A 14,159-nucleotide genomic window follows, 5' to 3' on the forward strand; every position below is an offset into this window, starting at 1 on the left:
ATAGCTTCTATCGACCCCCATGCACCTTGAATGCACAAGACCCGCAGAGCCGCCGCCCACATGTCCCTTCATCTTAACCTACAATGTCAAAGAGCCTGCCGACAACAAACCGGACAACCGATCCTTCCCGCTATCCCTAGCGAAAAAACCGCTGTCCGTCCATGTGGCGACCGCTGCAACCGCTCCGAAAGAGCAGCACCGCTGCGGTGACACGCCCTCTACGGATACCCACCACATCGGTCAACCACTTTTTGCAATTTTATGTCGAGATCGATCGAAAACCGCGGAAATCCGTCATTCTTTATCAGGTCGATCCGACTCCGACCTGTCACAAACCGCGAATCACGCCTGCTGGATGTAGTCGCGCATCGCGCTTGCATCGGCTTCGATGCGGTCGATGCGGTATTTCACCAGGTCGCCGATCGAGACGATCCCGATCAGCACGCCGTGTTCGACGACCGGTAGGTGCCGGATGCGGCGATGGGTCATCAGCGAGAGCGCGGCGAGGACCGAGTCGTCGCGGGTGACGGTCAGCGGCTCGCGCGTCATCAACTCGCCGACCGTTATGCCGAGCAACTGCGCCGCGTCACCCTTCGCCAGCAAGCGGATCACGTCGCGTTCCGAGAAGATGCCGTGGACCGCGCCGCCGTCAACGACGGGAACGGCGCCGATCCGGTGTTCGGCCAGCAATGCGACGACGGTGCCGAGCGGCGTATCGGGCGCGACCGCGATCGTGTCAGAGCCCTTGCGGCCGATGATGGCGGCGATGGTCATGATCCTCTCCCCTGCAATGCGATCGTTGTCGCGGGGCGAGCATCCCATATTCGCCCGCAAAGACAAGCCGATGAAACGACAACGGCCGGCGTTCGCGAACGAACGCCGGCCGTTGGGCGATACGGTGAAGGGGATGGGCCTTATTCGGCCGCGGCAACCTCGGTCGGGGCGGCGCGGACGCGACGGCGGCGCGGCTTGGGCGCCTCCTCGCCAGCCGGCGCGTCGGCGTCGGTGTTCGCACCCAGAGCCGGCGGGAGCCGATCGGCGTCGAACGCGGGGGCGTCGGCCGGGGTGGCTTCCTCGCGGGGCTTGCGCGTACGGCGACGACGCGGCGCCGCCTCCTCGTCGCCCTGCACCGCCGCAACCGGCGCTTCCTCGACCACGGCGACCGGCTGCTGCTCGTCGCTCACGATCGCGGGACGCTCGGCGCGCGGGCGGTCGTCACGCTGCCGCTCGCCACGCGGGCGATCGTCGCGCTGGCGGTTTTCGCGGAAACGTTCCTGGCGCTGCGGCTGCTCGGCCTCGACCGCGCGCGGCTGATCGTCGGCGCGGATCGGCTCGCCCTCGTCGCCATAATCGTCGGCGTCGTCGAAGTTATCGAAATCGTCGCGCTGGCGGCGCATCGGCTGCTGATCGTCGCTGCGACCGCGCTGGTCGGCGAGGACACGGAAATAATGGTCCGCGAACTGCAGGTAATATTCGGTGTTGACCCGATCGCCCGCCATCTGCGCGTCGCGCGCGAGGTTCCGGTACTTTTCGAGCAGCTGGGCGGCATTGCCGCGCGCGCGGCTGTCGATCCGGTTGCCGCTGTCACGCTGCCCGTGACCACCGCCGCCACCCTGACGCTGCTGGCCACCACCACGGCCGCGACGGCGACCGTTCTGACGGTTATTGATCAATTCACTGTCCTCGTCCTGGAACCAAAACCGGCATTCGCTCCCGATGCACGGGTTGCAATCGTTCCCCGGCACCACGACGCCGTTCGCATCGTGGGCCTGCCATGACCGCCGGACCGCAGCGGTTGATGACGAAGGGAGGGCAGGCACGCCATCCAACGCATGTCGGTGAGTTCGCGAGCCCCTGCGCCGTCTCTAGACGCACGGCAGGCGTTCTCAAAGAGAAATGTTGGGGCGCGCGCCGCCAAATTCAACCCGTGACCACGAGGCAACGATCGCGATCTCCCAGATCGCGGCGCACGGCGACCGATAACTCCTGCGCCCGGAACAACTCGGCGGCGGAGCAGCCCTGGGTCGCGCCGATCTCCACGCATGCCACGCCGCCGGGGGCGAGCAGCGCCGGGAGCTGCACGGCGATGCGGCGGTAGTCGTCGAGACCATCGCTACCGGCGAACAGCGCGGCGGCGGGTTCGTAGCGGGCGACCTCGTCGGGGAGCATCGCGCCCGTCTCGATATAGGGCGGGTTGGCCAGGATGACGTCGAAGCGCTCCCCCAATCCCTCCGCCCAGTTGCCGACGGCAAAATGTGCGCGGTCCGCAATGCCGAGCGCGGCGGCGTTCCGGCGCGCATAATCGAGCGCGGCCGGCGAGGCGTCGACGCCCTCCCCGGTCGCCTCGCGCCACTGGTCGAGCGCGGCGAGCAGCAACGTGCCGGGGCCGGTGCCGAGGTCGAGGATGCGGCGCGGACCGGGGGTGCCGGCGAAATGGTCGACCGCCGCCTCGATCAGCGTCTCGCTGTCGGCGCGTGGAATGAGGACGCCCGGGCCGACCTGGAGGTCGATCGTCCAGAAGGCGCGGGTGCCGGTGATATAGGCGACCGGTTCGTGCCGCGCGCGGCGCTCCACGAGGTCGGCGAAGGCGGGCGGCACCGGCTGATCGTCGAGCGTGAGGAGCAGGCGTTCGCGGGGAAGGCCGAGCGCGTGGGCGAGCAGCAGCTCGGCGTCGAGCCGCGCGGTCGGGGAGAAAGCGAAGCGCCGTGCGGCGTCGCGGAGGGCGTCGCGGGGGGTCATGCGCGGCCGGCGAATGTTGCGAATGTTGAGACGATAGCGCGTTGGAGATTCGGGGCGACGGCGGACGAAGTGGTAGAGGTTCTGGCAATAGGCAATTGGTTTTGCCCGTTAGCGCGCGTCTGGCTTACCAAAATGCTGCTGGACCGCATGGTCGCGAATGTTGAGACGCGGGCGCGGCGACTCAACATTCGGAAATGCGCCGCGCGGGGGTGCCTGCGCGGCATGGCGGGCGCGGCGCCGTACCCCGAGGTGAGGGCCCGGACGCTCTGGATTGCTTCGCTGCGCTCGCAATGACGGGAGGGCATATGATCCGCTTAGCAGGAAAAGATTGAGGATAGCGTGAAGCGGGGTGTGTAGGACAGCGCCGCTGTTAGCCTTCCCTTTGTTGGGAAAGGCGCTTGGAGCAACGCCGCGGCGAAGCCGCGTCGTCGTCGGTCGGGTGGCAGGCCACCCGCCGGCCGGCTTTCGCCGAGTCCCGTCGCGGCACGCGACAGGCCGGCTCAAGCCTCGATCGTTGCCAGCCGTTCCGCTTCATCCTCCGCGATCAAGGCCCCGATCAGCTCGTCCATCTCGCCCTGAAGGATCTCCGGGAGCCGGTGGAGGGTCAGGTTGATGCGGTGGTCGGTGACACGGCCCTGCGGGAAATTGTAGGTCCGGATACGCTCCGACCGGTCGCCGGAGCCGACCATCGCCTTGCGCGTCCCCGAGCGTTCCGCCGCCAGCCGTTCCCGCTCCGCCTCGTAGAGCCGGGTCCGCAGCACCTTGAGCGCCTTGGCCTTGTTCTTGTGCTGCGACTTCTCGTCCTGCTGGATCACGACCAGCCCGGTCGGCAGGTGGGTGATCCGCACCGCCGAGTCGGTGGTGTTGACCGACTGGCCGCCGGGGCCGGACGAGCGATAGACGTCGATGCGCAGGTCGCGCGCCTCGTCGATCTGGACGTCGACCTCCTCCGCCTCCGGCAAGACCGCGACCGTCGCGGCGGAGGTGTGGATGCGGCCGCCGCTCTCGGTGACGGGTACGCGCTGGACGCGGTGGACGCCGCTCTCGAACTTCAGCCGAGCGAACACGCCTGGGCCGGTGATGCCGATGACGGCTTCCTTATAGCCGCCGAGCTCGGCCTCCGAGGCGGAGATCAGCTCGACGCGCCAGCCCTGCGTCTCGGCATAGCGTTGATACATGCGCAGCAGGTCGCCCGCGAACAGCGCCGCCTCGTCCCCGCCGGTACCGGCGCGGACCTCGAGCATCGCCGAACGCTGATCGGCGGCGTCGCGCGGGAGCAAGGCCAGCGCGAGCTTGCGGTCGGCCGCCTCCAGCGCGGTGCGGTTGTCGCGAAGCTCCTCCTCGGCCATCGCGCGCAGCTCGGCATCGGCATCGGTCGCCATATAGGCGAGGCTCTCGGCCTCCTGCCGCAGCCGGCGCACTTCGGTCGCGGCCTGTGCGACGGGTTCGAGCTCGGCATATTCCTTCGACACCGCGACGAAGCGGTCGCCGTCGAGATTGCCGGTCGCCATCTGCGCGGCGAGTTCGTCGCGGCGCGCCTCGATCTGGCGGATGCGGTCGATTGAGATGGTGGTCATGCTGACTTCAAAAGATAAACCTCCGGCGCGCCTTGGATGTCGTCCGAAAGCGAGCCGGAGGTGGCACCAAATGCGTCCTGCAAATTCTGCAAGACACGAGCCTTTAGGTCGCGAGTCTCCGCTAGAAGATCCGACACAGGCCTTACCCTGACACGAGCAAAAGCCTCAGGAATAAGGCCATCGCAGTTCACGTTGACCAGCACCGAAGCTCCGGCCTTCTTTGCAACCTCGTACTCCCGCGAAGCCTTCCGCTTGAAGGCCATCGACGCGATTATACCTCTGCGACGTAAGGCGCTTAAGATGCGCGTACCCGCTTCTTCGTCAATTGGACGATCGGGTATAACTACGACCTCGCGCCGCGCCGCCGCCGGTTCCTCCAGCAGCATCGCCAGCCGCTCGACCCCCGCCGCCCAGCCCACGCCCGCGGTTGCCGGACCGCCGAGGCTCTCGACCAGCCCGTCGTAGCGCCCGCCTGCCAGCACCGTGCCCTGCGCACCGAGCCGGTCGGTGACGAACTCGAACGCGGTGTGGCGATAGTAATCGAGCCCGCGCACCAGCCGCTCGTTACGCTGGAAGGCGACGCCCGCCGCCTGCAATCCCTTCTGCACGCTCTCGAAGAACGCGCCGGCCTCGGCGCTCATGAATGCGTCAATGCCCGGGGCGGCGTCGGCGATCGGGCGGTCGCGCGGGTCCTTGCTGTCGAGGATGCGCAGCGGGTTCTTTGCGAGGCGGGTCAGGCTGTCCTCGCTCAGCTCGCCGCGATGCGCCTCGAAATGCGTCACCAGCGCGTCACGCCACGCGTCGCGGGTCGCGGCATCGCCGAGCGTGTTGAGTTGCAGCGTGACGCCATCGGCAACGCGCAGTTCGTGGAGCAACTGGTCGGCGAGCGTCAGCAGCTCCACGTCCGCGGCCGGTTCGGGCGCGCCCAGCACCTCGGCATCGATCTGGTGGAACTGGCGGTAGCGGCCCTTCTGCGGGCGTTCGTAGCGGAACACCGCGCCGCTGGTGACCAGCTTCAGCGGCGCGAACTGCTGCCAGCCGTTGGTGATATAGGCGCGCGCGATTCCGGCGGTGAACTCGGGGCGCAGCGTCAGCAGGTCGTCGCCCTTGTCGGGGAAGGTGTACATCTCCTTGGAGACGACGTCGGTGGTCTCGCCGATCGAGCGCGCGAAGACCTGCGTGTCCTCGAACACCGGCACCTCGACCCGTTCGAAGCAATAGAGCCGGCGGACGCGGTCGAAGGTGTCGAGCACGTGCGCGAAGCGGCGCTGCTCGTCACGGAAGATGTCCTGCGTGCCGCGCACGCGCTGCGGAGTGGGAAAACGGGCCATAAGAAGGTGCGCTATCTAGTCGCGCGCGTCAGGGAGCGCTAGCGGCTGATCGCATGAGCGACGGCGCGCGATGGTGGGGATTGGGACAGCGTGTCGCGCCGCCGCGCTTCGTGCTGTTCGCGGTGGTGCTGGTGGCGGCGGTCGCGCTGCTGTGGGAGCCGCTGGGACGCGGGCGCGCCGCCATGGCGGGGTTCGATGTCGCCGCGTTCGTCTTCCTGGCCAGCATGGCCGGGCTGCCACGCCGCGACAGCCCGGCCATGCTGCGGCGGGTGGCGCAGGACAACGACGCGAACCGCACGCTGCTGCTGGCGATCACCGCCGGGGTGATGCTGGTGATCCTGACCGCGGTCCACGAGGAGTTGCAGGGGCGAGAGAGCGACGCGACGCGGGTGTTGGTGATCGTGACGCTGGCGCTCGCCTGGCTGTTTTCGAACATGATCTATGCCCTGCACTACGCGCACCTGTTCTACATGCCGGGCGACGACGGGCAGGATGCGGGCGGCATCGACTTTCCGGACACCGGCACGCCCGACTATTGGGACTTCGTCTATTTCAGTTTCACGCTGGGGATGACGTTCCAGACCTCCGACGTGACGATCCGGTCGGCCGCGGTGCGGCGGGTGGTGCTGGGGCAGAGCCTGGCCGGGTTCGTCTTCAACATGGGGGTGATCGCGTTCAGCGTGAACGTGCTCGGCGCGGGATGACCGGATAGGGCTGGACGGGGGCCATCGGGGCCGATTAGTCACGACAGTCCCTCTGTCGTACCGGAGCCCTGATGATCCGTCGTCTCGCCTGTGCCGCTCTTCTCGCCTCCGCCAGCCTGTCCCCCACGATCGCGCAAGTTCCCGCCGGCAACAGCGCGCCGCAACCGGTGCCGTTCACCGACACGATCCCGGCACCGCGCGACGTGCGCTTCCCCGGCACGATCAAGCTGAACGTCGACGCCAGCGACCCCTCGCAGGGGATCTTCCGGGTGACCGAGACGATCCCGGTGCCGCAGGCCGGGCATATGGTGCTGCTGTTCCCGAAGTGGCTGCCGGGCGCGCACTCCCCGCGGGGCGAGATCGAGAAGCTGGCCGGGCTGATCGTCACCGCGAACGGCAGGCGCATCGAATGGACGCGCGATCCGGTCGACGTCTTCGCCTTCCACCTCGACGTGCCGGCGGGCGCGAAGACGATCGAGGCGCGGTTCCAGTTCATCTCCGCGACGCAAGGCAATCAGGGGCGCATCGTCATGACGCCGACGATGATCTCGCTCCAGCCCAATTCGGTCAGCCTGTATCCGGCCGGCTATTTCACGCGGCAGATCCCGATCCAGATGACGGTCACATACCCGGACGGCTGGACCGCCGCGGACGCGATCCCGGCGAAGAAGGCCGGCGCGACCTACACCTACGACACCACCAATTACGAGGTGCTGGTCGATTCGCCGGTGCTGGCGGGCCGGTACGGCAAGGTCTGGGCGCTGTCCCCGCGCGTGAACCTCAACGTCTTCGCCGACGACCCCGCCGAGCTGAACGCGACGCCCGAGCAGATCGCGGCGCACCAGCGGCTCGCGGAACAGGCGGTCAAGACGTTCGGCTCGCAGCATTACGATCATTACGAATTCCTGCTGTCGATCACCGACCAGCTCGGCGGGATCGGGCTGGAGCATCACCGCTCGAGCGAGAACGGCGTGACGCCTGGCTATTTCACCAAGTGGAACGACGGCCCGGGCCGCCGCAACCTGCTGCCGCACGAGTTCACGCACAGCTGGGACGGCAAGTTCCGGCGCGGCGCGGACCTGTGGACGCCCGATTTCCGCACGCCGATGCGCAACTCGCTGCTGTGGGTCTATGAAGGGCAGACGCAATTCTGGGGCTATGTGCTCCAGGCGCGCTCGGGGCTGGTCAGCAAGCAGGACACGCTCGACCAATATGCCGCGATCATGGCGCTGTACGACAGCCAGCCCGGCCGCCAGTGGCGGTCGCTGGTCGACACCACCAACGATCCGATCATCTCGGCGCGGCGGCCGAAGGGGTGGACCAGCTGGCAGCGCAGCGAGGATTATTACAACGAGGGCCTGCTCGTCTGGATGGACGTCGATTCGCTGCTGCGCGAGAAGTCGGGCGGCACCAAATCGATCGACGATTTCGCGCGCGCGTTCTTCGGCATCCGCGACGGCGACTGGGGCGAGGTGACTTACACGTTCGACGACGTGGCGAAGACGCTGAACGCCATCGTGCCGTGGGACTGGGCGGGGTATCTGAACCGTCGCCTGACCGAACATGCCGCCGGCGCGCCGATCGAGGGCTTCGCGCGCAACGGCTACCGGCTGGTCTATACCGAGACGCCGACCGCGTCGTTCAAGGCGGTGGAGACCGCGGCCAAGTCGACCAATCTTACCTATTCGGGCGGGATGGTGCTCGACGGGTCGGGCGAGTTGACCGGCGTCACCTGGGACGGTCCGGCGTTCAAGGCGGGCTTCGCGGTCGGCGACCAGATCGTCGCGGTCGACGGGCAGGCGTATAGCGCCGACCGGCTGAAGGCGGCGATCACGGCGGCGAAGGGCACGAAGACGCCGATCGCGCTGACCGTGAAGCAAGGTGAGCGCTACCGCAGTGCAACACTCGACTATCACAATGGCTTGCGTTACCCCCGTCTGCAGAAGGTCGGCACCGGCGATGCGGGGCTCGACCGTCTTCTGGCGCCCCGCTGACGCGGGGCGTTCGCACCTCAAGAGGGGAAGAGCATGCGTATCGATCTGATCCCGGTGGGCAAGGGCCCGCCCGACGACCTGAACGTGGTGATCGAGGTGCCGACCGGCGGCGAACCGGTGAAGTACGAGTTCGACAAGGCCTCCGGCGCCTTGTTCGTCGACCGCATCCTGCACACGCCGATGCGCTATCCGGCGAACTACGGTTTCGTGCCGCACACGCTGTCGCCCGACGGCGATCCGCTCGACGCGCTGGTCGTCGCGCGCTCGCCGTTCATCCCGGGCTGCGTCGTGCGCGCGCGCCCGATCGCGGTGCTGAACCTGGAGGACGAGGCCGGCGGCGACGAGAAGCTGGTGTGCGTGCCGGTCGACTCGACCTTCCCGTATTACGCGAACGTCGGCGAGAAGGACGACCTGCCCGAGATCGTCTTTGCGCAGATCGAGCACTTCTTCACCCACTACAAGGACCTGGAGAAGAAGAAGTGGGTGCGGATCGGCACCTGGGGCGACCGCGAGGAAGCGCGCCGGATCGTGCTGGAAGCGATCGACCGCTACGACGCCGCCCAGGCCGAGGGCGTCGAGCCGCACGACCACGACGTGCCGGGTCGCTGAGGTTACACCATATCGTCCGTAAGGGATGCGTCTGACGTATCGACCGGATCACGCCCTCGCTACTTTTTCCGTCCAAGTACAGGAGAGTAGCGAACATGGCGTACCGGCGTCGTAACGGCAAAGACACGTGGCACTTTTGCACCAATTGTTCCTTGTGGCCGACGAGCGATTACAAGGAACAGCAGAGCAAGCCGACCACCGGCGAATTGTGCAACCAATGTCGGTCGAAGGATAGCGACGGCACCTGCCGTAAGTGACCCATGGGGCGGCGCCTGCACAGCGTCGCTCCATTTGCCGTGTCACCGTCGATCAATGCCCGGCGGTCAGCTTCAGCCCCGCGATGCACGCCACCGCCCCGAGGATCAGCAGCAGTCGGAGCGGCGTCGCCGCCTCGCCGTAGAAGGCAATTCCGATCACCACGGTGCCCAGCGCGCCGATCCCGGTCCAGACCGCGTAAGCGGTGCCCATCGGTATGCTGCGCGAGGCGATCTCCAGCAGCAGCATCGACAGCGAGACCGAGGCCAGGAAGCCGAGCGTCCAGCCGATATGCCGAAAGCCGTCGGCGTTGCGCAGGCAGGTGGTGAACCCGACCTCGAACAGCCCGCCCAGGATCAGCCACAGCCACGCCATCATGCGCTCCCCGCCAGGACGCGCAGCGCATCGCCGTCGACGCGCTGCACCGTCCATTCGTCCTGCGCCACGGCCCCCTTGGCGCGGTAGAAGTCGATCGCGGGCGTGTTCCAGTCGAGCACCCACCATTCGAAGCGCGCATAGCCGCGATCGACCGCGATGCCGGCCAGCGCCTCGAGCAACGCCGCACCGGCGCCCTGTCCGCGCGCCTCCGGCGCGATGTACAGGTCGTCGAGCCAGAGGCCGCGCTTGCCGGTCCACGTCGAGAAGGTGAGGTAGAAGATCGCGAAGCCCACCGCCTGACCGTCCAGATCGGCGATCAGCGCCTCGGCCGCGGGATGCGCGCCGAACAGCGCGTCGTGGAGCGTCGCTTCGGTGGCCTGGACCGCATCGGGCTGCTTCTCGAAGGTGGCGAGATCGCGGACGAAGCCAAGCATGACGGGGACGTCGGCGGGGGTCGCGGGGCGGATCGTAACGGTCATGGGTGGGGGTGTATCGTGTCGGGCGTCGGTCCCCAACCTCTCCTCTTCGTCATTCCCGCGACGGCGGGATTCCAGACGCGCAGGTCTTCGCAAGGGCCGCGCCGTCAGAGGTTCTGGATTCCGCCTTCGCGGGAATGACGATGTGGGTGTGGGTCAGGCCGCCCCCTCCAGCGCGCCTTGCGGCACCGTGCGGCGACGCGCGGCGTAAAGGCAGGCGGCGACGATCACCCCCGCCCCCACCAGCGTCGTCGGCGCGACCATCTCGCCGAAGAACAGCCAGCCGAGCACCGCGGCGTAGACGAACGACGTATATTCGGTCGTCGCCAGGAACCCCGCCTCGGCATGCGCATAGGCCCAGCCGAGCAGGAACAGCGATCCGCTCGCCAGCGCCGCGGCGACCGCGATCTTCCACCAAGCGTCCGGGGGCGGCGTCACCGCCAGCCAGGGCGCGGCGCACAGCAGCAGCGTCGCGGTGACCGCCCACTGCACGAAGGCGATCTCGCGCGGCGCGGCGGCCTGGCTTTGTAGCCGCGCGACGATCAGATTGGCGGCGTAGAGGACCGCCGAGACGAGGATCGCTCCCGCCCCCGCCAACGCCTCCGGTCCGAGTGCCATGCGCGTCTGTCCGGCGAGGATCACCGCCACTCCGCCCAACGCCACGATCGACGCGCCGACCACCCGCGCCCCGACCCGCTCGCCCAGCAGCCACGCGCCGAGCAGGAGGGCCAGCAGCGGCGCGATGTAGGTGAGCGCGATCGCCTGCGCCATCGGCACCCGCGCCAGCCCCCAGAAGAACAGCAGCGCCATCGCGGTGGTGATCGTGCCGCGTGCGACGTGCAGCCCGAGCGCGCGCCTGCCGATCCGCCGCCCGCCGCCAACGCGCCACGCGATCCCGCCGATGACGGTCGACAGCATCGTGCGCCACAGCAGCGCGTTGTAGACGCCCAGCGCGATCACCAGCGACTTCATAAACGCGTCCATGACGGAGAACAGTCCGATCCCGCCCGCGGCAACGCCGAGCGCCAGCGCGGGGGAGAGGTGGCGCGGGATGGTCACCGGATCAGGCGGATGTCGATGCCGAGCGCGGAGTCGATCTCCGCCAGCCGCCGGTCGCTGGTCATCACGGGCAAGGCGTAGCGACGGGCGAGCGCGAGACAGGCCCGGTCGCCCAGCGACGCACCGAGGGCGCGGGTCGGCGCGCGCAGTTGCGCCGCCGCCAGCGCATCCTCCAGATCGAACGGTTCGACCCGCACCTCGTAACCGCGGATGATGGCGAGCACCGCGTCGGCGCTGGCACCACGCTCGACGCCGCGCGCACAGCATTCGGACACGTTGACGGTGGACATCAGGCTGCGCCGGATCACCGCCATCACCTGTTCCGCCCCCGGTTCCCCGAGCATCAACGCCATGACCGCAGAGGCGTCGACGACGACCGTCATTCCTCACCCCAGTCGGCGCGACGCTCCCGCAGGAATTGATCGATGGAATAGCTCTCGCCGAAGATCGCGCGTGCACGCCGTTGCGAGTCGCGTACCGACTGCTCGAACGTCATGATCGACAGGCCGCCTTCCTCGTCCTTCTCGAGGATCAGCGTGTCGCCGTCCTTGATGCCGAACTCGCGCCGCAGGTCGGCCGGGATGACGATCTTGCCGCCGGCAATCACCTTCGCATGATAGGTCATGTCAGGCCCTCCAGGACCTGACATGTAGCACGGGACCTATGCCGCGACCAGCTTCGCCGCGGCGTCGGCTGCCTCGATCTCGGCGGCCTTTGCTTCCACCAGCTTGACGATATGGTCGATCATGTCGGCGTCCTGGACATGGTGGTCGGTGACGCCCGACAGATAGACCATGTGCCGGCCGTTGCCGCCGCCGGTGATGCCGATGTCGGTCTCGCGCGCCTCGCCGGGGCCGTTGACGACGCAGCCGAGCACCGACAGGCTCATCGGGGTGCGGATGTGCTGGAGCCGTTCCTCCAGCGCCTGTACGGTGCGGATCACGTCGAAGCCCTGCCGCGCGCAGCTGGGGCAGCTCACCACGCGCACGCCGCGGTTGCGGATGCCGAGCGCCTTCAGGATCTCGAAGCCGACGCGCACTTCCTCCTCCGGCTCGGCGGACAGCGACACGCGGATCGTGTCGCCGATCCCGAACCACAGCAGCGAGCCGAGCCCGATCGACGACTTCACGGTGCCGCCGATCAGCCCGCCCGCCTCGGTGATGCCGAGGTGCAGGGGGCAGTCGGTCGCCTCGGCCAGCCCCTGATAGGCGGCGACCGCCAGGAAGACGTCCGACGCCTTCACCGCGACCTTGTATTCGTGGAAATCGTGGTCCTGGAGCAGCTTGATATGGTCGAGCGCGGATTCGACCAGCGCCTCCGGGCAGGGCTCGCCGTATTTCTCGAGCAGATCCTTCTCGAGGCTGCCGGCGTTGACGCCGATGCGGATCGCGCAGCCGTTCGCCTTGGCGGCGCGCACCACCTCCGCCACGCGATCGGACGAGCCGATGTTGCCGGGGTTGATGCGCAGGCAGGCCGCCCCCGCGTCGGCGGCTTCCAGCGCGCGCTTGTAGTGGAAATGGATGTCGGCGACGATCGGCACCTTCGCGGCGCGCACGATCTGGCCGAGCGCCGCGGTAGAGGCGACGTCGGGGCAGCTGACGCGGATGATGTCCGCGCCCGCCTCTTCGCAGCGGCGGATCTGGTCGATCGTCGCGGCGGCGTCCTCGGTCGGGGTGTTGGTCATCGTCTGCACGGTGACGGGCGCGTCCCCGCCGACGGGGACGTTGCCGACCATGATCTGGCGGCTGGGACGACGCGCGATATCGCGCCACGGACGGATCGACATGCGTCGCCCTATACGCCGGTCGGATGGCAGTTCAAAGTCGCAGGAAACGACTGACGATGCTAGGCGGCGGCGGATGCAACGGCACTACGGCCTGGACTGGCTCCGCATTGGGGCGTTCGCGATCCTGATCCTCTATCACGTCGGCATGGTGTTCGTACCATGGGACTTTCACGCCAAGCTGCCGGGCGCCTGGTGGGTGGCGGTGCCGATGATGGCGTCGAACCCGTGGCGGCTAGCGCTGCTGTTCCTGGTCTCGGGCTATGCCAGCCGGGCGCTGATGCTGCGCAACAAGGCGCCGTGGCGGTTCGCGCGGCAGCGATCGCTGCGGTTGCTCGTCCCGCTCGTCTTCGGCATCGCGGTGATCGTGCCGGTGCAGCCGTGGGTCGAGCTGCGCGAGAAATACGGCTATGCGATGAGCTTCTGGCACTTCTGGTGCCACGACTATTTCCGGTTCACCACGCTCGGGACACTTTTCCTGCCCGCCTGGAACCACCTTTGGTTCGTCGGGTACCTGTGGGTGTACACATTGGCGCTCGCCGCCGGCGCGGTGCTGATCCCGCGAGCCGTGCGGCGGGGCGCGCAGGCCGGGTTCGCCGCGATGATGCGCGGGCCGGCGCTGCTGGTCGTGCCGATCGGGTGGATGGTGGTCGTCAACTTCGTGCTGTTCCCCGGCGCGCGCGAGACGCATGCGCTGGCGGGCGACTGGGTCGCGCACTTCAGCTACTTCCCGTTCTTCCTGTTCGGCTATGCGCTGGCCTGCGCACCGCACACGCTGGCCGAGCTGGTCAAGCGGTGGCGGACGTCGGCGGCGATCGCGGTGGCGGCCTATGCGCTGGTCGCGGGCATCGAGATCCGCTGGCCCGGCAGCACCATGCCGCATCCATGGGGGATCGTCTTCTCGGCAGCGCGCGCGGTCGAGGCGTGGGCGGCGGTGGCGGCGCTGATCGGCTATGCCGACGGACACTGGAACCGCGACCGGCGGTGGCGGCCAATGCTGACCGAGGCGGTGTTCCCCTTCTACCTGGTCCACCAGTCGATCATCGTGCTGGTGGCGTTCTGGCTCGCGCCGCTGCGGCTGCCGGGTTGGCTGGCGTTCGCGGTGCTGGTCGGCGCGACGGTGGCGGGGTGCTGGGCCTTTTATCTCGTCGGGCGGCGGATCGGGCCGCTGCGGCCGCTGATCGGGCTCAGGCGACATGCGTCGCGGCGGACGCATGTCGATCCGCGGCCGGCGATCGTGTGAGGGGTGCTCAC

15 protein-coding genes are annotated in these 14,159 nt (G+C 68.1%); 4 read left to right on the forward strand and 11 right to left on the reverse strand.

Features of this window, described 5'->3' with window-relative positions; all coding sequences use genetic code 11:
- Positions 1-342 precede the first annotated feature (342 nt).
- The 5 genes from J2Y58_RS11410 to hisS all read right to left on the reverse strand — a co-directional run bounded on the left by J2Y58_RS11410 (position 343) and on the right by hisS (position 5,647).
- Entirely contained in the window at positions 343-774 is a 432-nt protein-coding gene (locus J2Y58_RS11410) for a CBS domain-containing protein (protein ID WP_310103085.1), read from the reverse strand.
- 140 nt (positions 775-914) lie between these two features.
- Positions 915-1,673 (reverse strand): DUF4167 domain-containing protein, encoded by a 759-nt coding sequence (locus J2Y58_RS11415; RefSeq protein WP_310103088.1) that lies wholly within the window; start codon positions 1,671-1,673, stop codon positions 915-917.
- 247 nt (positions 1,674-1,920) lie between these two features.
- Complete coding sequence (gene prmC, locus J2Y58_RS11420) at positions 1,921-2,739, reverse strand: peptide chain release factor N(5)-glutamine methyltransferase (RefSeq protein ID WP_310103091.1); 819 nt, start codon at positions 2,737-2,739, stop codon at positions 1,921-1,923.
- A 500-nt stretch (positions 2,740-3,239) separates the two neighbouring features.
- A complete protein-coding gene (gene prfA / locus J2Y58_RS11425) occupies positions 3,240-4,316 on the reverse strand; it encodes a peptide chain release factor 1 (RefSeq protein ID WP_310103094.1) in 1,077 nt (358 codons plus the stop codon).
- Entirely contained in the window at positions 4,313-5,647 is a 1,335-nt protein-coding gene (gene hisS, locus J2Y58_RS11430) for a histidine--tRNA ligase (protein ID WP_310103096.1), read from the reverse strand. The genes prfA and hisS overlap by 4 nt, the downstream gene beginning before the upstream one ends.
- Before the next feature lie 53 nt (positions 5,648-5,700).
- Between hisS and J2Y58_RS11435 the strand changes: the two genes are divergently transcribed.
- From J2Y58_RS11435 to ppa, 3 genes are all read left to right on the forward strand, one after another.
- On the forward strand, positions 5,701-6,351 hold the full coding sequence (locus tag J2Y58_RS11435; protein WP_310103097.1) for a DUF1345 domain-containing protein: 651 nt from the start codon (positions 5,701-5,703) through the stop codon (positions 6,349-6,351).
- Between the two features lie 71 nt (positions 6,352-6,422).
- On the forward strand, positions 6,423-8,345 hold the full coding sequence (locus J2Y58_RS11440) for a peptidase M61 (protein ID WP_310103098.1): 1,923 nt from the start codon (positions 6,423-6,425) through the stop codon (positions 8,343-8,345).
- A gap of 33 nt (positions 8,346-8,378) precedes the next feature.
- Complete coding sequence (gene ppa, locus J2Y58_RS11445) at positions 8,379-8,954, forward strand: inorganic diphosphatase (protein ID WP_310103100.1); 576 nt, start codon at positions 8,379-8,381, stop codon at positions 8,952-8,954.
- 309 nt (positions 8,955-9,263) lie between these two features.
- On the opposite strand, the gene J2Y58_RS11450 is transcribed toward ppa, so the two are convergent.
- The 6 genes from J2Y58_RS11450 to ispG all read right to left on the reverse strand — a co-directional run bounded on the left by J2Y58_RS11450 (position 9,264) and on the right by ispG (position 12,908).
- The gene (locus tag J2Y58_RS11450; protein WP_310103104.1) at positions 9,264-9,584 is read right to left on the reverse strand and encodes a multidrug efflux SMR transporter; all 321 of its coding nucleotides are present in this window, start codon (positions 9,582-9,584) and stop codon (positions 9,264-9,266) included.
- Positions 9,584-10,066 carry a GNAT family N-acetyltransferase gene (locus J2Y58_RS11455; protein ID WP_310103107.1) on the reverse strand — a complete coding sequence of 161 codons (483 nt, stop codon included), beginning with the start codon at positions 10,064-10,066 and terminating at the stop codon, positions 9,584-9,586. Before J2Y58_RS11455 ends, J2Y58_RS11450 begins: the two co-directional genes overlap by 1 nt.
- A gap of 153 nt (positions 10,067-10,219) precedes the next feature.
- A complete protein-coding gene (locus tag J2Y58_RS11460) occupies positions 10,220-11,122 on the reverse strand; it encodes a DMT family transporter (RefSeq protein ID WP_310103110.1) in 903 nt (300 codons plus the stop codon).
- The gene (locus J2Y58_RS11465) at positions 11,119-11,505 is read right to left on the reverse strand and encodes a type II toxin-antitoxin system VapC family toxin (protein WP_310103115.1); all 387 of its coding nucleotides are present in this window, start codon (positions 11,503-11,505) and stop codon (positions 11,119-11,121) included. The genes J2Y58_RS11460 and J2Y58_RS11465 overlap by 4 nt, the downstream gene beginning before the upstream one ends.
- The gene (locus J2Y58_RS11470; RefSeq protein ID WP_310103119.1) at positions 11,502-11,747 is read right to left on the reverse strand and encodes an AbrB/MazE/SpoVT family DNA-binding domain-containing protein; all 246 of its coding nucleotides are present in this window, start codon (positions 11,745-11,747) and stop codon (positions 11,502-11,504) included. Before J2Y58_RS11470 ends, J2Y58_RS11465 begins: the two co-directional genes overlap by 4 nt.
- Before the next feature lie 36 nt (positions 11,748-11,783).
- Positions 11,784-12,908 carry a flavodoxin-dependent (E)-4-hydroxy-3-methylbut-2-enyl-diphosphate synthase gene (gene ispG / locus J2Y58_RS11475; RefSeq protein ID WP_310103122.1) on the reverse strand — a complete coding sequence of 375 codons (1,125 nt, stop codon included), beginning with the start codon at positions 12,906-12,908 and terminating at the stop codon, positions 11,784-11,786.
- Between the two features lie 73 nt (positions 12,909-12,981).
- On the opposite strand from ispG, the gene J2Y58_RS11480 reads away from it, so the two are divergent.
- Positions 12,982-14,148, forward strand: coding sequence for an acyltransferase family protein (locus tag J2Y58_RS11480; RefSeq protein WP_310103127.1), 1,167 nt, complete (start codon positions 12,982-12,984; stop codon positions 14,146-14,148).
- The last annotated feature ends 11 nt before the right edge of the window (positions 14,149-14,159 follow it).

This window comes from Sphingomonas sp. BE138, from assembly GCF_031456125.1.
Classification (GTDB): Bacteria; Pseudomonadota; Alphaproteobacteria; order Sphingomonadales; family Sphingomonadaceae; genus Sphingomonas.